This window comes from Sphingobium sp. FW305-3-2-15-F-TSA7 (genome assembly GCF_058787155.1).
Window position 1 is genome coordinate 42,484 of the sequence record NZ_JBYSZM010000027.1, and the last position, 24,027, is coordinate 66,510.

Annotated in this window: 18 protein-coding genes, 1 tRNA gene and 1 pseudogene; 7 read left to right on the forward strand and 13 right to left on the reverse strand. The window is 63.9% G+C overall.

What is annotated here, in order from left to right; genetic code table 11:
- Window positions 1–15: 15 nt before the first annotated feature.
- The 5 genes from AC3WN8_RS20320 to AC3WN8_RS20340 all read right to left on the reverse strand — a co-directional run bounded on the left by AC3WN8_RS20320 (window position 16) and on the right by AC3WN8_RS20340 (window position 6,279).
- Window positions 16–633 carry a TetR/AcrR family transcriptional regulator gene (locus AC3WN8_RS20320; RefSeq protein WP_492671301.1) on the reverse strand — a complete coding sequence of 206 codons (618 nt, stop codon included), beginning with the start codon at window positions 631–633 and terminating at the stop codon, window positions 16–18.
- Window positions 634–771: 138 nt separating this feature from the next.
- Complete coding sequence (locus tag AC3WN8_RS20325) at window positions 772–2,199, reverse strand: APC family permease (RefSeq protein WP_492671302.1); 1,428 nt, start codon at window positions 2,197–2,199, stop codon at window positions 772–774.
- On the reverse strand, window positions 2,196–4,214 hold the full coding sequence (locus AC3WN8_RS20330; RefSeq protein WP_492671303.1) for a CocE/NonD family hydrolase: 2,019 nt from the start codon (window positions 4,212–4,214) through the stop codon (window positions 2,196–2,198). Before AC3WN8_RS20330 ends, AC3WN8_RS20325 begins: the two co-directional genes overlap by 4 nt.
- A gap of 46 nt (window positions 4,215–4,260) precedes the next feature.
- On the reverse strand, window positions 4,261–5,370 hold the full coding sequence (locus tag AC3WN8_RS20335; protein ID WP_492671304.1) for a Gfo/Idh/MocA family protein: 1,110 nt from the start codon (window positions 5,368–5,370) through the stop codon (window positions 4,261–4,263).
- A gap of 507 nt (window positions 5,371–5,877) precedes the next feature.
- A complete protein-coding gene (locus AC3WN8_RS20340) occupies window positions 5,878–6,279 on the reverse strand; it encodes a PRC-barrel domain-containing protein (protein ID WP_492671305.1) in 402 nt (133 codons plus the stop codon).
- A 200-nt stretch (window positions 6,280–6,479) separates the two neighbouring features.
- On the opposite strand from AC3WN8_RS20340, the gene AC3WN8_RS20345 reads away from it, so the two are divergent.
- Entirely contained in the window at window positions 6,480–6,704 is a 225-nt protein-coding gene (locus AC3WN8_RS20345; RefSeq protein ID WP_492671306.1) for a hypothetical protein, read from the forward strand.
- 90 nt (window positions 6,705–6,794) lie between these two features.
- Here the strand turns inward: AC3WN8_RS20345 and AC3WN8_RS20350 are convergent, their stop codons facing one another.
- Entirely contained in the window at window positions 6,795–8,114 is a 1,320-nt protein-coding gene (locus tag AC3WN8_RS20350) for an amidohydrolase (RefSeq protein WP_492671307.1), read from the reverse strand.
- 337 nt (window positions 8,115–8,451) lie between these two features.
- Here AC3WN8_RS20350 and AC3WN8_RS20355 point away from each other — a divergent pair, with 337 nt between their 5' ends.
- Window positions 8,452–10,110 (forward strand): hybrid sensor histidine kinase/response regulator, encoded by a 1,659-nt coding sequence (locus AC3WN8_RS20355; RefSeq protein ID WP_492671308.1) that lies wholly within the window; start codon window positions 8,452–8,454, stop codon window positions 10,108–10,110.
- Window positions 10,111–10,114: 4 nt separating this feature from the next.
- Here the strand turns inward: AC3WN8_RS20355 and AC3WN8_RS20360 are convergent, their stop codons facing one another.
- On the reverse strand, window positions 10,115–10,744 hold the full coding sequence (locus AC3WN8_RS20360) for a LuxR C-terminal-related transcriptional regulator (protein ID WP_492671309.1): 630 nt from the start codon (window positions 10,742–10,744) through the stop codon (window positions 10,115–10,117).
- Window positions 10,745–10,944: 200 nt separating this feature from the next.
- Between AC3WN8_RS20360 and AC3WN8_RS20365 the strand changes: the two genes are divergently transcribed.
- From AC3WN8_RS20365 to AC3WN8_RS20375, 3 genes and pseudogenes are all read left to right on the forward strand, one after another.
- Window positions 10,945–11,793: a hypothetical protein gene (locus tag AC3WN8_RS20365; RefSeq protein WP_492671310.1), complete on the forward strand. Its 849-nt coding sequence runs from the start codon at window positions 10,945–10,947 to the stop codon at window positions 11,791–11,793.
- A 98-nt stretch (window positions 11,794–11,891) separates the two neighbouring features.
- Window positions 11,892–12,380 carry a hypothetical protein gene (locus AC3WN8_RS20370; protein ID WP_492671311.1) on the forward strand — a complete coding sequence of 163 codons (489 nt, stop codon included), beginning with the start codon at window positions 11,892–11,894 and terminating at the stop codon, window positions 12,378–12,380.
- Between the two features lie 38 nt (window positions 12,381–12,418).
- A pseudogene (locus AC3WN8_RS20375) lies at window positions 12,419–12,529 on the forward strand (nucleotidyltransferase); the annotation flags it as partial.
- A 174-nt stretch (window positions 12,530–12,703) separates the two neighbouring features.
- On the opposite strand, the gene AC3WN8_RS20380 reads toward AC3WN8_RS20375, so the two are convergent.
- A complete protein-coding gene (locus AC3WN8_RS20380) occupies window positions 12,704–13,024 on the reverse strand; it encodes a YdeI/OmpD-associated family protein (RefSeq protein ID WP_492671312.1) in 321 nt (106 codons plus the stop codon).
- 409 nt (window positions 13,025–13,433) lie between these two features.
- Here AC3WN8_RS20380 and AC3WN8_RS20385 point away from each other — a divergent pair, with 409 nt between their 5' ends.
- The gene (locus AC3WN8_RS20385) at window positions 13,434–15,470 is read left to right on the forward strand and encodes an amidohydrolase family protein (protein WP_492671313.1); all 2,037 of its coding nucleotides are present in this window, start codon (window positions 13,434–13,436) and stop codon (window positions 15,468–15,470) included.
- 277 nt (window positions 15,471–15,747) lie between these two features.
- Here the strand turns inward: AC3WN8_RS20385 and AC3WN8_RS20390 are convergent.
- The 3 genes from AC3WN8_RS20390 to moaA form a co-directional block, all read right to left on the reverse strand.
- A tRNA-Asn gene (locus tag AC3WN8_RS20390) sits at window positions 15,748–15,822 on the reverse strand.
- A 175-nt stretch (window positions 15,823–15,997) separates the two neighbouring features.
- Window positions 15,998–16,789, reverse strand: a complete 792-nt coding sequence (locus AC3WN8_RS20395; protein ID WP_492671314.1) for an NAD kinase — start codon at window positions 16,787–16,789, stop codon at window positions 15,998–16,000.
- Complete coding sequence (gene moaA / locus AC3WN8_RS20400; protein ID WP_492671315.1) at window positions 16,786–17,799, reverse strand: GTP 3',8-cyclase MoaA; 1,014 nt, start codon at window positions 17,797–17,799, stop codon at window positions 16,786–16,788. The genes AC3WN8_RS20395 and moaA overlap by 4 nt, the downstream gene beginning before the upstream one ends.
- Before the next feature lie 95 nt (window positions 17,800–17,894).
- On the opposite strand from moaA, the gene AC3WN8_RS20405 reads away from it, so the two are divergent.
- Window positions 17,895–19,934, forward strand: coding sequence for a putative bifunctional diguanylate cyclase/phosphodiesterase (locus AC3WN8_RS20405; RefSeq protein ID WP_492671316.1), 2,040 nt, complete (start codon window positions 17,895–17,897; stop codon window positions 19,932–19,934).
- Here the strand turns inward: AC3WN8_RS20405 and AC3WN8_RS20410 are convergent, their stop codons facing one another.
- Both AC3WN8_RS20410 and mfd read right to left on the reverse strand, forming a co-directional pair.
- Window positions 19,935–20,492 (reverse strand): GAF domain-containing protein, encoded by a 558-nt coding sequence (locus AC3WN8_RS20410; RefSeq protein WP_492671317.1) that lies wholly within the window; start codon window positions 20,490–20,492, stop codon window positions 19,935–19,937.
- Between the two features lie 56 nt (window positions 20,493–20,548).
- A complete protein-coding gene (mfd, locus tag AC3WN8_RS20415; RefSeq protein ID WP_492671318.1) occupies window positions 20,549–24,022 on the reverse strand; it encodes a transcription-repair coupling factor in 3,474 nt (1,157 codons plus the stop codon).
- Between the last annotated feature and the right edge of the window lie 5 nt (window positions 24,023–24,027).

Genomic DNA, 24,027 nt, shown 5'->3' on the forward strand with positions numbered 1-24,027 from the left:
CGACGAGGGGCCGTTTCACGACTTTTCCGAAAACCTCGGTGCGCCAAGCGCCTCGCAGACATAGTCCTCGACGATCGAGAAGAGGTCCATCGATTTGAAGGCGCTGGGCGACGCCATGACGATGCAGCAAAGCCCGTCGAGCAACGCGTTCACGCCAAGTGCGGCATGTTGAACATCGATATCGGGTTTGAGCACGCCGGCTGCGTGGAGCAACCGGATCTCGTCCTCCAGCATATCGAGGAACTTGCGATCCCTTTTGTGCTGGCTGCGCAAAAGTGCCGGGTTGCCGATCGCGCGGCCGCGAAAGGCTTCGAGCAATCGCGCCGTCCGGACATGCTTGGTCGTCGTCGGAAGATGCCGGCGGATCATGAGGAACAGGCGTTCCGCACCATTGTCCGATGCGGGCATCTCCGCCGATTTGTCGAGCAGCTCGTCGAAGATATGGTTCTTGGCGAAGAAGAGGAGATCTTCCTTGTTCCGGAAATAGTGCTGGACTGCGCCGGTCGTCACGCCGGCGCGGGCGCCGATTTCGGCCAGCCGGGCGTTTTCCAGGCCCACCTCCAGGATCACGTCGCAGGCCGCTGCCGCGATCGTCGCCCGGCGTTCGTCATGGTCGAGTTTCGGGCGGGCCATTCTTATTATCCTTGCGATATTGCAAATCGGGAGCGCCATAACAGGCTCGACGATGTTTGTGCCATCACAAAGCCGGTGCGTAAACAACCGGGCGTGCAGGGATGCGGCAACAGGGCGTGATCCCCGATCGGAAAGCGCTCAGCTGATCGCGTCGGCGCGCACCCTGTTTCGCATGCCCAGCCAGAAGACGATCCCGATCGCGGCCCAGGCGGAGAGCAGGACATATTCGAGCGGGACCTGCGCATGCGCGCTCAGCAGCGGCATGATCAAGGCCGTCGCGGCCATGACGAGCGAGCCGGCAACGCCGATCATGATCGCCCATGGCCTGGCAAGAAAGTCATGGCGATCGGTCCGGGTGTCGCGCCTGCGCAGGATGATCACCGCCATGCAGCACGCCGTCAGGACGATCGTGGCGCCGATCGAGCACATATTGATGATCGGAACGATCGCACCCGCGCCAAGAAAGGCGCCCAGCAGGGTCAGGCCGGTCAAGGCGATGACGGCCGCGACCGGAGTGCTGTCATGCTGGCGTGTGGTCGCAAGCACCGATGGGAGGTGGCCGACGCGCGCCATAGCGACCATCAGCCTGACCGCGGTGATCAGAATCCCGTTCCATGTCTTGAGGATCGACATGATCAGCGCGACGAGGAATGCCGTCGAGAGCACCGGCCCGAACGGCAGCAGGCTGACCGCGAAGATCGGCGGCATTTCGGAGCTGGCAAGCAGTGCCGCCGGGAGCGCGAGACCGCAGGCGATGATGGCGAAACAATAGAATGCGGCCGCACCGACGACCGCCAGGATCATGATCCTGGCGATCCCCGACAGCCTGATGGTGGCATCGCGCTCTTCGATCGCCTGCGGGATGACCTGAAAGCCGTTCAGGAGAAGTCCGGAGATCGCGAAGATCCAGAGCGCGCCATGCCACCATGGCGACCCGCGCGTCGTCTCGAGCAAGGGCGGGGCAGGGCGGTCGACCGCGAAGACCATGACATAGCAGAGCAGGGCGAGCGTGATGACCAGGAAGCCATAGGTCAGGATGTTGTGGAAGGATGAGGCCGAACGATTTCCGCGGATGTTGATGGCGCCCATGGCCAGGGCGCCGGCGATGCTGATCAGGATCGCGTCCATGGTCACGGCATGGCCCAGCACCGAATAGAGGCTGGTTGCGGCCTTGAGCCCCGGCAATATCTGTTGGAGCGCGAGGGCGAGCGCGATTCCCTCGAAGATCATCACGCTGACCAGATTGAGCAACAGGAACCAGCCCACGATGAACGCGGTCGAGTCACCGAATGTCGCGCGCATATAGACGAATTCGCCGCCTGCTTCCGGCAGGCGACTGGTCAGTTCGGCATAGCAGGCCGCAATCGCGGCCATCACGATGCCACCACAGATAAAACCGATCATGGCGCCGCCGATGCCGGCCTGATCGATCCATTCCTTGAGGACGAGCACCCAGCCCGATCCGACGATGCAGCCAAAGCCCAGTGCGAAATAGGTCGGGTATCCCAGCGCTCCCTTCAGCCGTGATGCCTTGATCGGCGCCGGCGCGGGCGATTTCCCGTTCATCGTCCGCTCTCCGCCGTCGCGGCAGCTTTGCCGAGGGGCGCGATGGGGAGTTCGATCCGCGACAGGGTGGCCCCGCCCAGAAACATCTTCAGTCTCGGGGCAATGTCGAGAATGGGCGTCGTCGTATTGCCCTTGTCGTTTCCGGATATCGTGACCCGGATCCGCGATCCGGCCCGGAAGACCTTGCCGGTCACGAGCATCGGGAACCGGATCAGCGTGGCGTCGCCGTTCAATGCGGGTGCTGCCGTGACATCGGCGGCGTTCGAGGTCGGGAACGGCCGACCCAGATTGTCATAGGGCGCGGGGCCGAGCGTCCGATGCGACGACCGGATCATGCCCTCCGTGACCAGGCGCGACGTGCCGTCGGGATCGACTTCACTCAGATAGGCATAGATGTCGACGACCGGCGCGTTTTCGCTCGACAGCCACAGCGACAGCGACGGGCTTCCCGCCACCAGCATGTCGGTCTCGATCGGATCGCTCGTATAGGTCAGCGAACGAAGGTCGTTCTGCAGCATCGCGATCGGATAGATGCGCTTATATTCCCACCGTGTGCCGGCTGTGCCCAGGCTCGTGCCGTAATCGACGACCCAATTGTCCAGTGACCTTTGGGGCGCTGTCACTGACAGGGCGCCGTCATTCTGCGACTGGACCGTCCCGGTTCGGCCCGGCGAAAGATAATAGGATATCGTCCGTGTGCCGGGGAGCGGCCAGGTGTCGGAAGACAGCCCGATCGCTTGTTTCTGATCGATCGCGACCTCGAGGCGGATTGCGGGTTTCTCCATCGCGTCATTGGGCATCTGCTTGAGCCAATGGTCGAACCATCGCAGCGCCTCGGTGGTGCGGACGGTCCGGAATTCGAGGTTCCTCGGATTAAGACCTGGCCCGAGCGCCCCGCCATGCCCCCAGGGGCCGTAGATCAGCTTGTGCGGCACGCTGATATTGGCGTTCCAGAGCATCATGTCGGTCACATAGAGATCCTCCCATCCCCCGATGAGGAGCGTGGGGACGTTCGCGGCGTTGAACTTCGGCACCAATGTGCTGAGATTGTTCGCGCCGACGGCCTGATAGCGATCGATGAAGCCGAGCGTGTCGCGCAGCACGCCGATACCGGTAAAATCGGCGCTATAGGTGCGGTAATCCGTTCCCGCCGGCTCTTGCTGATGCTGTTCGATCGCCTCGCGCAGCAAGCGCCTGTCTGCATCGGCATCCACCGGCGTGATCGCCGCACGCGCCTTGGCGGCGGAGGCCAGGCTGTCGAGGCGGGCGACGGCCGCCTGCCATGCGCCCGCCCAGCCGCTGCGATGGATCCCGCCCATCGCATAGGCGCTGTTGGCACCGTCGAAAAAGCCCTGGACCATGACCAGCGCCTTGAGTGGCGCGGGCTTCAGCGCTGCGACCCTGGGCTGCACTTCGGCGAGATAGGATGTGCCGAACATCCCGACGCGGCCATTGCTCCATGGCTGGCGGGCTATCCAGTCCACCAGATCCTTGCCGTCGCGCCCCTCGACATCGTCGCCTTCGTGATGCTGCGGACCAAAGGACGCGCCGGCACCGCGCATCTCGGCGATCACGACCGCATAGCCATGCCGCAGGAACTGGGCGACCGATCCCGATTGCGTCGCGTCATCGGCGCCGCCGATATCCAGTCGCGCCACGCCGTCGCGATCGACCTTCAACCCTTCGGTGGATGTGAAGCTGCCGTCCGGGTTCGTCGAGCCCCGGGAATAACGGGTATAGAGGAATATGGTGGGAAGCTTCCTGGTCCGGTCCGTTGCCGGCAGGTAGAAATCGACGGCGAGCCTGGTCTTGTCGCTTACCGGAACATAGATCGATTTCCTGGATGCGGATGTGTGGACTCCGCCGCCGGCGACATATCGATCCTGATCCCAGACCGTTTTCTCGGTGGAACCGGATGGATTGGCCGGCGATGGCTGGGCATGGGCCGCCGACGATATCAGCAGTCCTATGAAAAGCAGGGTCGATCCAAGGACATTTCTGGATTCATCGGACATTCTCGTTCGCCCCATGCTGTTAAGCCAACGTCCAGGGATATGGACGTCAGGATGCCATTTGCGCAAAGTCGTCGATGGTGATCTTTTTTCCCAGTCTTCGGCTCGTATAGATCGCCTCGAGCACCGTCAGCGCACGCACGCCATCCTGACCCTTCACCGGTGCGTCTTCGTCGCGGTCGATCGCCGATATGAATGCGCTCATCTGGCGCGCGAACTGGACAGGCGAGGATATCTGATCGGTCGCCACCTTCCGGATGCCCGATGCGGTGGTCAGGAACAGCAGGTTGGGATAGCCGAAGATCCGGATGCTCCCATGCGAGCCATAGACATCGATCGATGCGGACTGGGTATCCCAGGCGCCGCGATCAGCATATCCCCGGTTGCCCCAGCCGTCACCGACGCCGAAGACGCCTTCATTGGGCAGCTTGGTCGGAAAGGATATCTCATTGTAGAGGAGATGGCCGATCGCCGCGCCGCCGTTCATTTCGACGATCGCGAATTCAGGGGCGGGGTTCGCGCCCGAAATGTTCCCGGAGCCATAGGCCGAGCAGATCTCGCTGCCCACCAGCCATGGGAAAAGGTCGAGCATATGGATGCCGTGATCGACCAGCCCCCATCCGCCACCGCCGGGGCCGCCCATGGGATAATGGACCGCGTTCATCGGCTTGAAACCGGACAGTCCCGAGCCGCCGATCAGTTCCTCCCTGACCATCTGGACATCGCCGATCTCGCCATCGGCGATCAGGGCCTTCGCCGCCGCGATCGAAGGCAGATAGCGCTGCGTCGAACCGTAGAACAGGCGCACGCCGCGCGCTTCGCAATGATCGACCATCCGCTGCGCGCTGGCCGCGTCCGGGGAAAGCGGCTTTTCGCAGAGGATATCGATGCCGGCATCCGCCGCCTGGATCACGATCTGCTCATGCGTCGAGACCGCCGAGCAGACGCACAGGATATCGGGTTTTGTGCGATCGATCAGTTCTGTCAGCATCGCAAATGTCGGCAGGCCCCGCTCACCGAAGCTTTCGCGCCGCCGAGGATCGGGGTCGACGCCGCCGACCAGTTCGACATCGTCCATCTGGCGATAGGCATGCCAATGTGCTTCCGCGACGATGCCCAGCCCCACAATGCCGACCCGATGCTTGCCCTTGTCTGTCATCCGTGACGGCTCTTGCCGATCAGCGCGTCCGGAAGATGGTCCATCGACAGGTGATGCGAAGCGCCGGTGGATGGCCCGTTCGCTTGAGCCGATACGCGAAACTCAGGGGTGATCATGACGGTGTTGCGGGCCTCTCCGGGTAAATATATTATTACGATAATAACAATTAAATCGCATGTGGCTAGAGCCTTTTCCTCCTGGTGGTGCAGGCGAATTCCTTGTGATCGCGGGTTTCATGCGCGAAGCCCGCGATATGCCCTGATTTCCGAAGCGCCGGATGAGTTCGTCCGACTTCAAATCACGCTATCGGCAGGCGTTGCCTTCGCCCGGCCACCTCGTTGGCGAAGACGGTGGTGCGGCCGTGCGGGGATCGGACGCGATGCCTCCCAAGGAAAGTGCTCGCGGGGTCGTCAAAAGTGCCCCCCGTCAGGCCAATGCGGTTTCGGACGACCGCTTGGCATTTTGATCGGCCGACTATGCCGGATGCCCGGCAATCCCGGATCGGGCTTACCAATAGGGCACGGAGCCATAGGGGCCGTAATAGCCGAAGATCCGTTCGCCATAGGTCTGATGGCTGGGGCCGCCGAGCGCGCTGAGTTCATACCGGTCGTAATAGGGCGCGGACTCCAGCGTCGCCCGATCCAGGGGCACGACATAGCCGCCGCGCTCGGGATCATAATCGAGCAGCGACCAGGGCACCGGATGGAATTTTTCACCGATGCCGAGAAAGCCGCCGAACGACACGATCGCATAGATGACCTGACCGCTGACCCGCTCGATCGATAGATCGTCGACATGACCGAGCCGCTTGCCCGCCTCATCGAAGACGGGCGCGTCATTGACCCGGCTTGCCAGGATGAACCGATGCGCGCTTTCCTCGATCGGCAGTTCCGAAATTGTCTGGTCCATGATCATGCTCCTGCTGGCCCGCGCAAGCTGCGCTTGGTTCGCTTGGCGAGGCGATCTTCCCAGTCAAACAACCCTCGAAACCGGGCGTTCGTTCCGAATGCGACATTTGAAGCAGGTCGGGATGTGGCGTCCTATTGGCGCAACCATCGCCAAGGAATTACGCTCTGCGACTTCGCGCCAAAACCGCTTTGGAGACGATCATGATGGAAGAGGAACAGCCGCTCGGGCATCGGGATATACAGACGCTGATCCTGCGTGCGCTGGTTCGCAAGCTCATGGAAAAGGGCTTGCTGTCGGAAACCGACGTCAGAGTCCTGTTGCTGGAAGCGGCAAAGGGCCTCGACATTGTAGGCGGAAACCTGACCCCGCAGGCCGCGCGCGACATTGCCGAGGATGATCTGGTGCGCCAGTTTCTCGGTCGCTGAGCGACTGCGGCATGGCGGATCATGCCATGCCGATAGTCGGCGAGAGCGCCGCGCCGACGTGCTGACGGCTCCGGTCGTCATGGGGCGTGGCTATTTCCTGAGCAGGTCGAGCGCCGCCACCGTCATCGCCTGCGCGCCCAGCGTTACCGCGGGCCTGGCTTCGACCCGGAAGAGGGGGGAGTGGTGCGGCCGGATCGGCGCCCCGCCATTCCGCGCCGCGTCGAATTCGGCCTGGGGCGTGCCGCCGACCCAGAAAAAGGCGCCGGGCACTTTGTGCTCCTTCTGGATGTAATAGGAGAAATCCTCGGCATACATGCTCGTGCGCGGCTGATCGTAGAGCACGTCCTTGCCCAGCGCCGCCGCAAATGCCGCGCGGACGCGCGTGGTCAGTGCGGGATCGTTGCTGGTCACCGGGCTCGATTGCGCGCCGATCCGGACCGTGGCGAGCTTGTCCTCGGGCATGCCGTTCATGCGGCTCACATTGGCCGAGATCCGCTTGATCCCCTCGAGCAAGGTCTGCCGGGTTTCCTCGTCGTCGGCACGAACGCTCAACTGCAACTCGGCCTTGTTGGGGATGATGTTGTGCTTGATGCCCGCCTGGAACGCCCCGACGGTGATCACGCCGGGCTTGAGCGGGGCGATGGTGCGGCTCACCAGCGTCTGGAGCGCCATCACGATCTCGGCCCCCATGACCACCGGATCCTTGCCCATCTGCGGTGACGCGCCATGCGCTGCCACGCCGGGAACGGTGACTTCGATATCGTCGATCGACGACATCGCGGTTCCCGGCACCAGCCCGATCCTGCCCGAGGGATAATCGGAGGTGACATGGAAGGCGACGGCGAAATCGGGCTTGGGGAAGCGGGTGTAGAGGCCGTCCTCCAGCATCATCCGCGCGCCTGCGACCCGTTCTTCGGCCGGCTGGACGACGAATATGATCGTGCCCTTCCACTGGTTCTTCAGCCGGGCGAGCTGGCGCGCGGCGCCGATCAGCGCGGTGATATGCACGTCATGACCGCAGGCATGCATCACCGGCTTGGTCACGCCGTCCCGATCGACGCTGGTGGCGGTCGACATATAGGGAAGGCTGCTGTCCTCCTTGACCGGCAACCCGTCCATGTCGGCGCGCATCAGCAGCACCGGCCCGCTGCCGTTGCGCATCACGCCGACGACGCCGGTGCCGCCGACCTTCTCGGTCACCTCGATCCCGGCGATCGCGCGAAGCTCCTTCGCCATGATCGCGGCGGTACGGGTTTCCTGAAAGGACAGCTCCGGATTCTTGTGGAAATCGACGAACAGCGTTTCGAGATGGGCGGCATAGTCCGCCTCGACCGCGGTCACGACATCCGACTTGGCCAGGGCAGGGGCAGCGATCAGACTGGTGGCGAGCAGGGCGGTCAGCAGGCGCATTTCAGGAATCCCCTAAATTATTGGCTGTGGTCGACCGGACGGAAGAGTTGGCGCGATATGCCTGGATCGCTTTCAAAGCGGGCTCTGCGTCAGCAACTCGCGTCGCAGCGACGCTCTATCTCGATTGGACGCATCGCTGCCGCAAACCAGTAATTTTGGGCCAGAGCGTTAGTCATTCTCGCTCTTGGCGCGATGATCCTGCGTCCGCGCTCATGCGAGACCCTCCCTCATCCATTTCAAGCGCGGCTGCTATGTGGCAGCATGGATGTGCGCTCGACGGAACCGCGAGCCCGATATCCCTCCGAGGCAAGAAGAGCTCGACAAGGTAAGCCCGCGAATGAATTCCACCGTAAAATCGTCTCTTTCCGGATGGAGTTCGGCACGCGATTCCAGCCATGATGCCGAGAAATCCCAGGCTCTCGTCAGGGTGGTTATCGCCTTTTTCTTCCTTCTGTCTCTATGCGCGATGATGATCTTCGACAGAAGGGCGTATGATTCGATCCATGAATTCTTCTATCTCATGGTGGTCGTACAGGTCCTCTCGATCCTGATTCTCACCTTTGTTAAAAAATATCCGGGAGTTTATCATTCAAGGCGACTGTTCGTCATGTTCCTTGACTACGGAGTTTTGACCTATGGTCTTATAGAGGGCGGGTATTCACTAATTCCTTTGTACGCGATACTGCTTTGGGTGACGGTCGGGAATGGCTTGCGGTACGGCGTCCACTATCTTGCCGGGGCAACCGCGATCGCGCTCTGTTCGCTTGGACTGGTGATCGGTTTCACTCCCTATTGGTCGAGCCAGCCCTATCTTGCCTTCACCTTCGTTCTGACGACGATCATCGTCCCTGCCTATGCCTTCAGCTTGCTCACGCGGTTGCGTCGGGCTTCCGAGGCGGCGGTTGCGGCCAACGCTGCCAAATCGCGCTTCCTGGCCGAAGCGAGCCACGATCTGCGCCAGCCGATCCACGCGATCGGCCTGTTCACGAATTGCCTGCTCGATGCCCCGCTTCGGACCGAGGATCGGCAATTGGTCGAGAATATCGACAAGTCCCTGAACAGCGTCTCGCTGCTGTTCCGCTCGCTGCTCGACGTCTCCACGCTCGATGCCGGTGGCATCGTGCCGAAGATCGAGGGGGTGCACATCGGGATGCTGCTACAGGATGTGATTCATCAGAATTCCAAGGCGGCCGAATGGACGGGGTCTGTCGTTCGTCAGGTCGGTTGCGGGCTGTACGTGCGCACCGACTCCGGCCTGCTTGCGACGATGGTGCAGAATATCCTGTCGAACGCGCTCAAATATGCGCCGGGCAAGCCCGTTCTGGTCGGATGCCGGAGGCGGCGGGGGCGGCTGGCAATCGAGATATGGGATCGTGGAAACGGGATCGAAGAGGGGCATTTGCACAGAATTTTCGAGGAGTTTTACCGGGTCAAGGAACGCGGCCGCGACATTGACGGGATCGGGCTGGGCCTGTCGATCGTCAGGCGCCTGGCCGATGTGCTGGATTTGGCGGTTTCGGTGCGATCGCAGCCCGGTCTCGGTGCGGTCTTCGCGATCGAGGGGCTCGTCATCGGGGACGGACCGACCGCTCCCGAAATCGTTTCGAAACTGGCCGCACCAAGCCCGCTTAGGGGGCTGCGCATATTGCTCGTCGATGACGAGCGCGAAGCCTTACTGGCGACGGCAACCCTCCTCGAGCGCTGGGGTTGCATCGTTCAGCCCGAAACCTCGCTGCCTCAGATTGTCCGGCCCTGCGATATCGTCATCGCCGACTATGATCTCGATTCACCGGTGACGGGTGTCGATTGTATCGCCCAGGTGCGACGGATGCTGGGACGGCATGTCGCGGCGATCGTCATCACCGGCGGTGATGTACGGGCCATCGCCCGGGAACTCGACGATCCGACAATCCCGATCGTGTCGAAACCCACGCGTCCGGCAGAGTTGCGGTCGCTGCTCGGGGCCCTCAAGCGTCAGGGTGAGGAGGCGCGCTGAGCGTTCAAAGACCCAGATCCACCGCTTTTGCCGCCGCTGCGGCGCGCGTCGGTACATTGAGGCCGCGCAGCAGGTCAGAGACGTGAACACGGACCGTGAAGGGTGAAATCCCGAGTTCTCGGCCGATCTCCTTGTTGGTCCTTCCCACCGCAATCAGGCGCAGCACGTCCAACTGGCGCGTCGTCAGCACCGCCTTCGCCGAAGGCAGTTCGAATCCGGTGGGGGATCGCTGCACGACGAAATCGCCATCGCGGACCGCCTGGATCGCAAGGCTGATCTCATGCGGCGGCACGGCCTTGCTGATGAAGCCGTCGGCGCCTGCCGCAAGGACGGCATCGATCGTTTCCTCCCGATCGAGCATCGAAATGACGACGATTGATGCACGCGGGAATTCCCCGCGCAGGGCACTGATGGAATGCTCGGCATCGAAACCCGGAAAGATCAGGTCGAGAAGGAACAGGCCGGGCGTATCGCCGCGGCGAACTTCCTCGAGAAGGTCTCCCCATGCGCCGCCTTCAACAATCTCTGCATCGGGCGCCAGCCGCTGGACGATCCGGCGCACGCCGTCGCGGAACATCGGATGATCGTCGGCGATGACGATCCTCTCGGCGAGGCGGGCGGCAGGACTCGTCATCCCGCCAGGCCTCGGAAGACCGTTTGCGAGCCGCTGAGAACAGACGTGCCGACATCCATCATGCTGATCATTACATCCGATCCGCAAGTGAAGCACCTAGTGCATCTGTGCTAGTGAAACATGTCTGGCGGAATGCGAAGACGTGGTTCGAAGCGGCTTTCCGAATGTACCGGAAACGCAGTATCGATAGGAAATCCGCGATGCCCAGGGCAGTGACGAGCCGACATATCCTTGTCCCTTTGACGGCGCTGCTATGCCTCTCATTCCCGGGCGTGGCGCAGGCCGGGCCGTGCGAGGACAGTTTCAAGATCAGCGGCAACGTCCTTTCGGGACCGCGCTACACCGCGACGCTCACCGTGCCTGATCTGACCCCGGAGAGCGCGGTCAACCAGATGCGCGCACTCGCACCCTCGGAAAAACTCGACGTGCTTACGGCGGACCCGGCGGGCGGCAACATGCTGCTGGAAATGCCGCAGAGCCTGACGCATCGCGCGATCCCGTTCGTCTTCACCGCGACGCGCGAGGCTGGTGGCAGCCGGGCCGAACTGCTCGCCAAGTTCAACAAGGGCTCTATCGTCGGCGAGAAGACGTTCAGGCGAGACATGTGTGCGCTCCTGTCGCGCTTGCGCGGCGGCAAGGCGGGTATCGCCGCGGGCAGGGCGGTCGTGGCGCCGAGCCCGCCGACCAGGATCGATGCGCTGGCGCTGTCGCAGCGGCTGGCCGGTGAGACGATGGACAAGCCCGCCGCGATACCGCTGCGCTATGCCGGCAAGTCCTTCACCGTATCGGGCAAGTTCGATTATGCGGAGCAGGACGGTCCCCAATATCGCATTGCCTTCGATGTTCCGGATCCCAGCAAGCTGCTGTTCACGCCGGGCCCCGGTGCACCGCAGTTCAAGGTCGATATTCACTGCATGATGGCAAAGGACCAGGCCACCTATGCGCTCAGCTTGAGCAAGGGTGAGCGCATCCGGTTGACGGGCAGGTTTCTCGAGTATCGCCAGTCCCGCACCACGCTTTACCTCGGCGATTGTCGCCCCGAGAAATGAAGGGCGCGATCGCATTCCCGCCCTTGCCGGATTTCACCGGATTTCACCGGATTTCCGATTTTCAGGCAATCATGACCAGTTCCGGAAAAGGATCTCCCATGCAAAAGTCGATGTTCGCCATGGCGCTTGCGGCGACCTGTGCCGCGCCGCTTCACGCGCAGACCGGGGAGGGCGCGGCGCATATGAACGGCGCCCGGCCGGTGTCGATGGGCAGTTTCGCCGGCGCGCGGCTCCGCATAGCGCTCGGCGGCGCAAAGGGGGAGACGCGGGCCGTTTGCGCCGGCCTGACCGTCGCGCCGATGCAGCGTAGCAATGGCGGCGATCTCAAAGGTCTCGCCTGGCGGATCGGCGAAGGACTCGAGTTCGGCCTCAGGAGCGACGAGCCCGAACCGCTCGTCTCGTTGGCCGGGCTGCGGCTGACGCCGGTGCGTTATGCGCCTGGCAGGTCGATGCCGGCGAAGGGGCGCAACAATCTGTCTGACGCTGGCGTCGTGGCCGTTGTCGTCGGGGGACTGGCCGTCCTTGGCGGCATCGGCCTGTTGGTCGCGCTCGATGCGTCGGATGATCCCGATCGCTGCTGCGAATAGGCACCGGTCGGGCGGTCCGGCGGGAAGCGCGCACCGACTCGAAGCATTATCGCGTAAGCGAGGAGGAGCTAACCTGGCTCGGCGAGCAGGTCGAGGAACTCGGCAGGGTCGTAAACATCGTGTGCTCTGAGACGCTCACGGCATTCAGTACACTGAGGAGGTTTGGAGGACGAAGAGTATTTGGGGCTTCGCCGGTGAAAGCGACCGCTTCCATGAGGCAATCGTCGAACTCACCGACGAGGGGGGATCGAATTCAAAAGCATGCACAAGGTGAAATGCTGTCCGCGAGTCCTCCTGGACCGCCCGGACAGCAACATTCGCTCTCAGGCCGGTTCTGGGCCCTTTTTTCCCTTATCGATCAGGACTGCCTGTTGCCATCGGCTTGGCGCCTTGTCGGTACGGTGAATACACCCCACCCAGCAGCAGGGCCGCTTCTTCCCCTCCGACAGCTCCTCACAGGTTCGCTCGATACGGCGTTGGCGCGTCATTGGCTGCTTCGCGTCATCGACCCAGCAGATGAATTCATTCCGTCCCAGCGGCGTCAGGCGTTCCCACAGTGCAAGGATTTTGGGATCAGATCGAATTGCTGCCTGAAGGTCGTCACCTGCCTCATGGACGGTGCCATGGGGAAAAACATCTGCCACGAAACCTCCAAGCATTGGTGCGCCCCAACGGAGTTTATCAACGCCGTGGGAAGAGCGGCTTTCGAGCTTAACGCTGGACCACGGAATGTCCACGATCAGACTCGGGCCGTCATCCACCTGCTGGTGCCCCGGCGGCGTAATCCTATCAATCTCGCCGTCTCGCTCGACTCTCTCTGACGGCTCCGTTCGGCCGCGGGCCGGACTCACCGTTCGAGACGGTCTCCTCGGCGGCGCGCGTTGCGGAATGTCTATGCAGACGTCCACCGCTTGCGTCTCGTCCGACCGATTGAATTGGGAATCGGCCGCAGGTGTCCTGGTCAGGGGATGTCGTTCACATCCGACCATTCTGCGGTTGCGTCAGACCGACCGGCTTGCCACTCTCGTGATATTCTTGCCGGGGGCGACCATCATGCACCGAACTATCCTCGCGACCTTGCTTGCCGCCACCGCTTCGATCGCTGGCGCCTCGACCCCGAAAGAGCAGCTGATGAAGCCGCCCGCGGAAGCGCGGCATTATACGATCAGCTCGACCGCCGGGAAGCATGGCGACATCTGGTCGTGGAAGACGCCGGACGGCCGCGTCGCCTATCGCATGTCGATGTCGTTGCGCGGCTGGGTCACCGAAACCGATGAACTGGTGACGCTCGGGCCCGACCGGCGCCCATCGGCAATCGCCATCCGCGGCTATACCGACACCGGCGAAGCCACCGAGGATTTCAGCGTCGACGCCGGCGGCGTCGCGCATTGGAAGACGGTCGTCGACTCCGGCTCGGCACCGTTCGGCGCCAAGCGCTACAATAGCTATGGCGGTCCCTGGCTTGCCAGCGAACTGGAGGTCGAGGCGCTTGTCGCTGCGGGCGACAAGGGCGTCGACCTGTTGCCGACCGGCCATGCCAGCATCGCGATTGGCGAGCCAGTGCAGATCGACGGTCCGCAAGGCAAGAAGACCGTCAAGCTCGCCTTCATCACCGGCACGGGCTTCTCGCCGTCGCCGGTCTGGCTCGACGGCGACAATCGCTTCTTCGGCAACGCCGGCGGGATGTCGCTATTGCCCCAGGGTTATGAGAGCCAGGGGCCCGCGCTGAAGGACATTCAGGACAAGGCGACCGCGGCGATGGTCCGCGATGTCGCGCACCGCTTCCTGACGCCCGCGAATCGCACAGCGACTCTGGTCGACAACGTCCTGATGTTCGATTCGGTCGCCGGCCGCTATCTGCCGAACCGCGCGGTGCTGATCAGGGACGGCAAGGTTGCTGCTGTCGGCGCTGCCGGATCGATCAAGGCCCCCGCGAACGCGACCGTGATCGACGGGCGGGGCAAGACGATCCTGCCCGGTCTGTGGGATTCGCATCAGCATGTCGGCGACGACTGGAACCTGCTGCAGAATCTGGCCACCGGCATGACCAATTATCGTAGCCCCGGCTCGATGATCGACGACGCGTTGAGCATCTACAAGCGCCGTGCTGCCGGCGACCTGCTGGCACCCGACGGCAAGATCTCGGTGATCATCGATCGAAAGGATCCGCTGGCCGCACAGGGCGCGCTCACCGTCTCCTCAGCAGCGGAAACGGTCGCCGCGGTCGACAAGGTGAAGGCGACCGGTCTGTGGGGCGTCAAATTCTATACCTCGATGAACCCCGCTTGGATCGCTCCCGGGGCGGCAGAGGCGCACAAATTGGGCTTGCACGTGCACGGCCATATCCCGGCCGGCATGCGCCCGCTCGAGGCAGTCCGCGCCGGCTATGACGAGGTCACGCACATCAACTTCATCATGATGCAGGCAATGCCGCAGGATGTCGTCGACAAGGCCAACACCGCTGCGCGGCTCGAGGGGCCCGCGAAATACGGCAAGGATGTCGACCTCGACTCTCCCGCGATGAAGGCGTTCTACGCGGAGCTCGCAAAGCGGAAGACGATCATCGACCCGACGCTGACGGTATGGGAGCCGCTGATGACCTCCGACGGCACCGCACTGGCCCCCGAATATGCGCCCTTTGCCGACGTCGCGCCGCCCTCGGTCGTGCGCGGGTGGAGGATCGGCGGCTATCCGTTGTTCGGCGGCCTGACCCGCGACGATTTCCGCAAGAGCTTTGCCAAGATGGTCGGCCTGGTCGGCCGGCTGCATAAGGCGGGCGTGCGCATCGTCGCCGGCACCGACGGTTATGGCCTTGAACTGGTCCGCGAGCTTGAACTCTATCAGGAGGCGGGTCTGACCAACGCGGAAGCGCTGCAGACCGCGACGATCGTTCCGGCACGCATGACCGGCATGGACGACCGCATCGGATCGATTGCCGCTGGCAAGACCGCGGACATCATCCTGGTCGATGGGGATGTCTCCAGGGATCTCACCAAGCTCCGCCGTGTCGAGACGGTGTTTCTCGACGGGTATCGGCTGGATGGAAACGCGCTTCGCAAGGCGAGTGGTTTGAGCGGGATGCCGAAATAGGGGCCTGTCTTGCGATCGCTCGGTTGCAGAGCTGGCCCCTGGCAAGCCTGTCGGATGGGCTCGCAAAGCGCGTGCTCACAAGGCCCATCGCATGTTCCATATACGGCCGCCCGGTGCCAAAAATTCCGCTTTGGATCTTTTGGTTTCGAACAGCTCGTGGGCCAACGGTGAGCTTACCGTGACCTTTCGAGATTCATTTGGAATGCTTAAGGAATTTCATCTGGGCGGACCGTCCCCCGAGCCCGTCAAGGGCTCGGGTAAATCGGACTGTCGAAAATGGCTCCCCGGGCCTGATTCGAACAGGCGGCCGTCCGATTAACAGTCGGATGCTCTACCGCTGAGCTACCGGGGAACACTGATCGGAGGCGGGCCTATAGCAGCGGGATTCGCCGGTTGGCAAGCGCTGGTTCGCGATATCCGAAATGAGTGCGAAAACGTCCGGATTCCGGGGTGTGTCGCGAAGCGCATTCGCTGATTTCCGGCCGAATCCGGCCGCGCGGCGGGTGTCGTCGCGAACGGGCGCGCGGTCAGATCGCGAACTGTTCCATCGCGATGCGGTCGTCCAGCGCGTGTTCCGGATCGAACATCAGGCTGAGCGTGCAGGACCGGTCGATCGCGACCTCGACCCTGGCGACGTCGCGGATTTCGCGCTGATCGGCAACCGCGCTGACCGGGCGCTTGGCAGCGTCCAGAACCGTGAAACCGAAACGCGTCTTTTCCGGCAATATCGCGCCGCGCCAGCGTCGCGGGCGGAACGGGCTGATCGGGGTGAGCGCGAGCAGCGTGGAGCCCAAGGGTAGGATCGGGCCCTGCGCCGAATAATTATAGGCGGTGGAGCCCGCCGGTGTCGCGACGAGCACGCCGTCGCACACCAGTTCGGGCAGAACCGCATTGCCGTTCACCGTCACTTCGATCTTCGCGGTCTGGCGCGTCTCGCGCAGCAGCGAGACTTCGTTGATCGCGGGCAGCGAGACGCTTTTCCCGTCGATGGTCGTCGCGTCCATCCGCAGCGGCGTCACGCTGAAGGTCTTGGTCTGCGCCAGGCGCATTTCGAGATGGTCGGCGCGCCATTCGTTCATCAGGAACCCGACGGTGCCGAGGTTCATGCCGAAGACCGGCACGATTCGCCGCCGTTCGAGCATCTGGTGAAGCGTCTGGAGCATGAAGCCGTCGCCACCCAGCACGACGAGCATGTCGGCGCGTTCGGGCTCCACCCATTGATAGATTTCGCGCAATATGGCTGCGGCCTGTTGCGCGGCTTCGGTCGGAGACACGACGAGGCCGCGCGTCTTCTCCGCCCAGGACTCGGCCTGGGTCATCCGCCAGTGACGCTCATATGGCGTTCGACGGCAGGTGTTTCGCCGCGGGTTTCGATCTTGAAGTCGTGGCGCGCGGGCTTGAGGCGCAGCGCGGTGTCGATCGCGGCGTCGACCGCATCCATTCCGCCCTCGGCAAGCGCCTGTTTCAGGTCGACACGGTCGTCATGGCCCAGGCACATATAGAGCTTGCCCGACGCGGTCAGGCGAACCCGGTTGCAGCCGTCGCAGAAATTGCGCGTCAGCGGAGAAATCAGTCCGATGCGGACGCCGAGTTCCTCCACCATGCTGTAGCGCGCGGGACCGCCCGTGGTCAGGTCGAGTGGACGCAGCGTGAAGCGCTCGGTCAGCCGGGCATGGACCTCGGTCAGCGGCAGGAAACGATCGGTGCGGTCCTCGTCGACCTGGCCGAGCGGCATCGTCTCGATCAGCGTCAGGCCGAAACCCTCATCGCCGCACCAGCGCAGCATCGGCTCGATCTCGTCCTCGTTCATCCCCTTGAGCGCGACCATGTTGATCTTGATCGCAAGCCCAGCCGCCTTGGCGGCCGCCACGCCGCGCAACACGCGGTCGAGATCGCCCCAGCGGGTGATATGGCGGAAACGGTCGGGATCGAGGCTGTCGAGGCTGACATTGATCCGCCTGACCCCCGCGTCGAACAGCGGCCCCGCCATATCGTCCAGCCGATTGCCATTGGTGGTCAGCGTCAGTTCGTCGAGCCCGGCGCCGATATGACGGCCGATATGGCGTGCCACCCGGTCGAGTCCGCGGCGAACCAGCGGCTCGCCGCCCGTCAGCCGGATCTTGCGAACGCCACGCGCGACGAAACGATCGGCGATCGCCTCCATCTCCTCCAGGCTCAGGATCTTGGATCGCGGCAGGAAGGTCATCGCCTCCGACATGCAGTAACGGCAGCGCAGATCACAGCGGTCGGTGACCGACAGGCGCAGATAGGTGATCCGGCGGCCGAGGCCGTCGGTCAGGGATGTCGGCGAGGGTGCTGCCGTCTGCATACCCCTAGCTAGGCGCTGTACCCATTTCCGGCAAGATAAAGGCGATTGCGCGGATGAAGGGCATTGTTAATCATTGGCGCCGAGGGGATGGCTGCGTGACGACTGAAATACCGGATCTGCCCCAACCTCTCCAGCCGGCGCCGCTGTTCCTGCTGTCGTTCCGCCATCGCGACGCGCTTGCCGCATCGGCGGAAAAGGTGGGCTGGCGTGCGATCGCGGCGCGGCGACCCGATGGAATCGAGCGACGGTTCATCGCAAGCGGCGCGGTGGTCGCCGTGGTCGACACGCGCGGTGCGCTGGAGGAAGGGCTCGCCGCGACGCGAACGCTTGCCGATCCGGTCGAAGCGAATGCCGGTGCATTGCTCGTGATTCTCGCGCGCAGCGATGTCGGCGCGCTCGATGCGCTGTTTGGCGCAGGCGCGACTCATTATCTCACCAGCCCGTTCGGCGAGGCGGAATTCGCGCAGGCGTTGCGTTTCGCCGAGCGCCACAGCGATCGACTGTCGGGCGGCTGGCATGCCAGGGATCGGGTGCTCACCGAAAGCGATGGCGGGCTGGGCTGGCGCTACACGCCGGACACGGGGCTGACGCTGGGCGAGCCGTTCCGGGACAGACTCGGCGTGGTGGCATTGCGGATCGATGGGCTGGTATCGCTCTATCGCCTGCTCGACGCGGACGGGCGGGCGGCCGCCCGGATCGCCATCGGCCGGCTGAGGGCGGGGGCGCGGACGACGGCGTTCGCGCACCGGCTGCCGTCGGGCGAGCATATCGCGCATCACCTCCATATCGATGCGGACGGCGCGATCGCCGGCAGCATCGAACCGCTCGACGAGGTGGAGGAACCCGAAACGCGCGGGCGCCGCGATGCGCTCACCGGTCTGCGCGACGGCATTGCCGCGCGTCGCTGGCTCGAGACGCGATTGAAGGTGGGAACGCCGGTGACGTTGCTGCTGCTGTCGGTCAGCCGATTCGACATGATCAACGCGGCGTTCGGTCGCGAGACCGGCGACGGGCTGATGCGATCGGCGGCCAGGCAGATTGAACGCTTCGCCGTCGAAGCCGGTGGACGCTCCGTCCTGGTCGCGCGCGTCGCGGGTGCCGAATTCGCGATCGGGCTGGAGGAAGGCGAGCCGGCCGAACGCGCTCGATTGCTCGCCGATCAGCTGTCGCGCGTCTTGACCCGTCCGTTCGTGGCGGGCGAGCATATGGTTCCGCTCGGATGCCGGATCGGGCTGGCGACGGCGGATGGCGCGGGTGACGACGCCACCGGCCTGTTGCGGCGCGCCAGTGCCGCGCTGGCGGAAGCCAAGACGGGCGAGAGCGGGACGGTGCGGACCATCGGCGGTGCCGAGGCCGTGGCGGTTGCGCTCGGCAGCCGGCTGGAGATCGACCTGCGCCGCGCGCTCGACCAGAATGAAATCGAGATCGTGTTCCAGCCCCAGATCTCGGTCACGACCGGCCGGATCGACGGCGTCGAGGCACTGGCGCGCTGGCGGCATCCCGAACTGGGCGAGTTGGGGGCTTCGACATTGTTCGCGGCGGCGGAGCGGTCCGATTATCTGCTGCCCCTGTCGGAGCATGTTCAGCGCCGCGCCGTCGCGCTGGCCGCGGCCTGGCCCGAACGGCTCTCCGCGCTCAGGCTGTCGGTGAACGTCACGGCCGCGGACATTGCCGTGACCGATTTTGCCGAGCGTTTCCTGGCGATGGTCGATGAAAGCGGCTTTCCGCGTGGGCGGTTGACCGTCGAGATCACCGAAAGCGGGCTGATCGAGGATCTGGGGCAGGCGGCGGCCTTGCTCGCGGCGTTGCGCGCGGGCGGATGCCGCGTCGCGATCGACGATTTCGGCACGGGCTATTCCAGCCTCGCCTATCTCAAGGCGCTGCCGCTCGATTACCTCAAGATCGACAAGAAGCTCGCCGAGGATATCGAGGGATCGAGCCGCGATCGCGTGGTGGTGCGCGGCGTCATCGAAATGGCGCGGTCGCTGGGTCTGAGCGTGGTCGCCGAAGGCGTCGAGACCGCGACCCAGCTCGCGCTGCTCGCACGCGAGGGCTGCAACTATTATCAGGGTTTCCTCTGCTCCGAGCCGGTGGATGGCGCGAGACTGGCCGAGCTGGTCGACCGGATGGGCTGATCAATAACTCGGAATTGGCGAGCCACCCCAAGGCGTTCTGCGGCCGGTGCAATAGTTGGTCGCATGATCGATATTGTCGATATTGTAGAGCACCGCACCCATCGAACGCGCGAGCGATTCGAACAGCGCGACCGTTTCGTCGTCGATCCTGCCAGTTCTTTGCCAATACAGGCCGACCGACGCGACCGGCTCGCCGATGCCGACCGGGAACATCGCCATGCTCCGCACGAAGGTCTGCAGATAGAGATGCTGCGGCACGCGCGAGTCGAGCGTGATGTTCGAGATCAGGATCGGCTCATGCGCCAGCATCGCCAGGCCCGAGACGCATTGTTCGATCGGAAAATCCTGACCGGTCCAGAGCGGCCCGATCGCGTCCTCGGCGATATAATGGACGCGCCCGCCGATCCTGCGGACAATGGTGATGCCGTCGGCATTGGCGATGGCGCGCGCCGAATCGCGCACAATATCGACGACATCGGCGATGGTATCAGCCCGTTTCAAGGCCTCGATCGTCGCCAGCAATTTGGTCCAGCGTTTCGCCGAAACCGGTCCGTTCACGATCGTTCGCCCCCACGAAACATCTCCAAACAAGGTTAAAAAACCGTGCCGGCAAGTCAAGCGGCAGCTTTGGCCAATCCCTTCGAAAGTTGAAGTGCGCCATTGAGTCGGGCCTTCGCGTCGCTCCAGGCACGGGTGATGACCAATTTGTTGTCCGGACGTAGCTTCGCCGTACCCTGAAGGCGCTCGACATAGGCCAGCAGCGCCGGAATATTCGGGAAGCTGTCATTGTGGAACGTGACAAGCGCGCCCCGTGGCCCGACATCGATCTTGGCGATGCAGGCGCGCTTGGCGTTCAACTTGATTTCGATCACGCGCAGCAGATTTTCGGTCGCCTCGGGCAGCTTGCCGAACCGGTCGATCAGCTCCGCCGCGAAGGATTCGACGCCCTGGCTGTCGTCGAGTTCGTTGAGGCGGCGATACAAGCCCATGCGCAGGTCGAGATCGGGCACATAGGTGTCGGGGATCAGGATCGGCGCATCGACGGTGATCTGCGGCGAGAAGGCTTCGCGCGGCGCTTCGAGGCCCGCGCCACCGGCTCTCGCCTCGAGAATCGCGTCTTCCAGCATCGACTGGTAGAGTTCGAAGCCGACTTCCTTGATATGGCCGGATTGTTCGTCGCCGAGCAGATTGCCGGCGCCGCGTATGTCGAGGTCGTGGCTTGCCAGCTGGAAACCGGCACCCAGGCTGTCGAGGTCGGACAGCACTTTGAGGCGCTTCTCCGCGGTTTCGGTCATCAATCGTTCGGGCGCGGTGGTCAGATAGGCATAGGCCCGCGTTTTCGACCGGCCGACCCGCCCGCGCAGCTGATAGAGCTGGGCAAGCCCGAAGCGATCGCCGCGATTGACGATCAGCGTGTTGGCGCTGGGAATATCCAGCCCGCTCTCGATGATGGTGGTCGAGACCAGCACGTCATAGCGCCGGTCGTAGAAAGCGGACATGCGTTCCTCGACCATGCCCGGCGCCATCTGGCCATGCGCGACGACATAGCTGATCTCTGGCACCTCATCGCGGAGGAAGGTTTCGATATCGGGCAGGTCGGCAATGCGCGGCGTGACGAAGAAGCTCTGCCCGCCGCGATAATGTTCGCGCAGCAAGGCTTCGCGCAACACCACCGGATCCCAGGGCATGACATAGGTGCGCACGGCGAGACGGTCGACCGGCGGCGTCTGGATCACCGACAATTCGCGCAGGCCCGACATCGCCATCTGCAAGGTCCGCGGGATCGGCGTCGCGGTCAACGTCAGCACATGGACGTCGCTCTTCAGCGCTTTCAGCCGCTCCTTATGGGTGACGCCGAAGCGCTGTTCCTCGTCGACGATCACCAGGCCGAGCCGCTTGAAATCGATGCCCTTGGCCAGCAGTGCATGGGTGCCGACGACGACGTCGATGGTGCCGTCGGCCAGCCCTTCCTTCACCGCCTTCGCCTCCGCCGCGGGAACGAGACGTGACAGGCGGCCGACCTTGAGCGGGAAACCCTGGAAACGCTCGGCGAAGTTCATCGCATGCTGGCGGGCGAGCAGCGTGGTCGGGCAGACGACCGCGACCTGCTGCCCGGCCATCGCCGCGACGAAAGCGGCGCGCAGGGCGACTTCGGTCTTGCCGAAGCCGACATCGCCGACCACCAGCCGATCCATCGGCGTGCCCGCGCTCAAATCTCCGAGCACATCGCCGATCGCGCGATCCTGATCGTCGGTCTCCTGATAGGGGAAACGATCGACAAAGGCGGCATAGCTGCTCGCATCCGCCTCGAACACCGGCGCCGGCCGCAAGGCGCGCAGCGCCGCTGTCGCGAGCAGTTCGCCCGCAATCTCACGGATGCGCTCCTTCATCCGCGCCTTGCGGCGTTGCCATGCCTCGCCGCCAAGCTTGTCGAGCGACGCATTCTCGCTGTCGGCGCCATAGCGCGACAGCACGTCGATATTCTCGACCGGCACGTAGAGCTTGTCGCCGCCGGCATATTCGAGCGCGACGCAGTCATGCGGGCTCTGGCCGACCGGGATCTGGGTCAGCCCCTCATAACGACCGATGCCATGATCGACATGGACGACGAGATCGCCGGGGGTGAGTGTGGCCAGCTCGTTGAGGAACGCATCCGCACTTTTGCGGCGCTTCTGCCGGCGCACGAGCCGGTCGCCGAGCATGTCCTGCTCGGTCAGGACGGCGACGTCGGGCGCAGTGAAGCCGTGATCGAGCGGCAGCACGACCAGCGCCACGCCCGATACCGCCACGCCCAGCGCTTCCTGCCAGCCATCGGCCGGGATCGCGCCTTTCAGCCCGTGATCGCCGAGCAACCCGCCCAGCCGTTCGCGCGCGCCTTCGGAATAGCTGGCGAGCACCAGTTTCCGGCCGGCCTTGCGCAGCGCGGTGGCGTGAGCGGCAACGGCTTCGTAGACATTGGCGCTTTGCGCGCGCTCGGGCGCGAAATCGCGGGGACCGTCGACGCCGAAATCGATGACCGCGGCGCTTTCGGGTTCGTGGAAGGCCGTGGCAAGATGGATCGGCGCACGTTCGATCCGCTCCGACCATTCGGCGGCGTCGAGATAGAGCGCGGTGGGTGCGATCGGGCGATAGCTGCCCGGGTCGTTGGACTGGGCGCGTTCGCGATTGGCGTGATAGTCGGCGATGGCCTCGAAACGCTGTTCGGCGGCGGCGACCGTGCCTGCATCGCGCAGGATCAGGGCGTCCTTGCCGATATGGTCGAACAGGGTGGCGAGCTTGTCCTCGAGCAGCGGCAGCCAATGCTCCATGCCCGCGAGGCGGCGTCCGTCCGAGACCGCCTGATAAAGCGGATCGCCCGTCGCGGTCGCGCCGAAGATCTCGCGATAGCGGCTACGGAACCGCTTGACGCTGTCGCCGTCGAGCAGCGCTTCGGATGCCGGCAACAGCGTGAAGCCGTCGACACGGCCGGTAGTGCGCTGGTCGGCCGGATCGAAGCGGCGGACGCTTTCGATCTCGTCGCCGAAAAAGTCGAGGCGCAGCGCCTGTTCCTCGCCCGAGGGAAACAGGTCGACCAGGCCGCCGCGCACCGCATATTCGCCGGCATCGGCGACGGTGTCGGTGCGGACATAACCATTGGCCTGCAGCAAGGTCGCGAGATCGTCGCGATCGATGCGTTCGCCCGGCGCAAGTGTGGCGACGAGCTGGCGGATGCGGAACGGAGTCAGCGTGCGCTGGGTGATCGCATTGACGGTCGTGACCAGGATCTGCGGTCGCGACGGCTGGCGCTGCAGCGCATGGAGCGTGGCCAGCCGTTCCGATGTCGCGCGCAGCGACGGCGAGGCACGGTCATAGGGCAGGCAATCCCAGGCCGGAAAACCGAGTATCTCGAGCTCGGGCGCGAAATAGCCCGCGGCATCGACGATCGCGCGCATCGCGATATCGTCCGAAGCGACGAACACCAGGCGGCGGGCGCCCTGGGCCTGCGCGGCGCGCGCGAGATCGGCGGCCAGCCAGGGCAGGAAACCGGTGGGCGCGCCTGCCAGGGTCAGCGGGGTACGGGCCGAGAGGATGCGGTTGAAATCGGTCACGCCGC

Coding starts and splice junctions, on each gene's coding strand:
- AC3WN8_RS20345 (WP_492671306.1), top strand. CDS start 6,480: ATGATGGAAGAGGAACAGCCGCTCGGGCATCGGGATATACAGACGCTG.
- AC3WN8_RS20335 (WP_492671304.1), bottom strand. CDS start 5,370: ATGACAGACAAGGGCAAGCATCGGGTCGGCATTGTGGGGCTGGGCATC.
- AC3WN8_RS20320 (WP_492671301.1), bottom strand. CDS start 633: ATGGCCCGCCCGAAACTCGACCATGACGAACGCCGGGCGACGATCGCG.
- AC3WN8_RS20370 (WP_492671311.1), top strand. CDS start 11,892: ATGCAAAAGTCGATGTTCGCCATGGCGCTTGCGGCGACCTGTGCCGCG.
- AC3WN8_RS20360 (WP_492671309.1), bottom strand. CDS start 10,744: ATGACGAGTCCTGCCGCCCGCCTCGCCGAGAGGATCGTCATCGCCGAC.
- AC3WN8_RS20325 (WP_492671302.1), bottom strand. CDS start 2,199: ATGAACGGGAAATCGCCCGCGCCGGCGCCGATCAAGGCATCACGGCTG.
- AC3WN8_RS20355 (WP_492671308.1), top strand. CDS start 8,452: ATGAATTCCACCGTAAAATCGTCTCTTTCCGGATGGAGTTCGGCACGC.
- AC3WN8_RS20330 (WP_492671303.1), bottom strand. CDS start 4,214: ATGTCCGATGAATCCAGAAATGTCCTTGGATCGACCCTGCTTTTCATA.
- moaA (WP_492671315.1), bottom strand. CDS start 17,799: ATGCAGACGGCAGCACCCTCGCCGACATCCCTGACCGACGGCCTCGGC.
- AC3WN8_RS20340 (WP_492671305.1), bottom strand. CDS start 6,279: ATGGACCAGACAATTTCGGAACTGCCGATCGAGGAAAGCGCGCATCGG.
- AC3WN8_RS20385 (WP_492671313.1), top strand. CDS start 13,434: ATGCACCGAACTATCCTCGCGACCTTGCTTGCCGCCACCGCTTCGATC.
- AC3WN8_RS20365 (WP_492671310.1), top strand. CDS start 10,945: ATGCCCAGGGCAGTGACGAGCCGACATATCCTTGTCCCTTTGACGGCG.
- AC3WN8_RS20350 (WP_492671307.1), bottom strand. CDS start 8,114: ATGCGCCTGCTGACCGCCCTGCTCGCCACCAGTCTGATCGCTGCCCCT.
- AC3WN8_RS20395 (WP_492671314.1), bottom strand. CDS start 16,789: ATGACCCAGGCCGAGTCCTGGGCGGAGAAGACGCGCGGCCTCGTCGTG.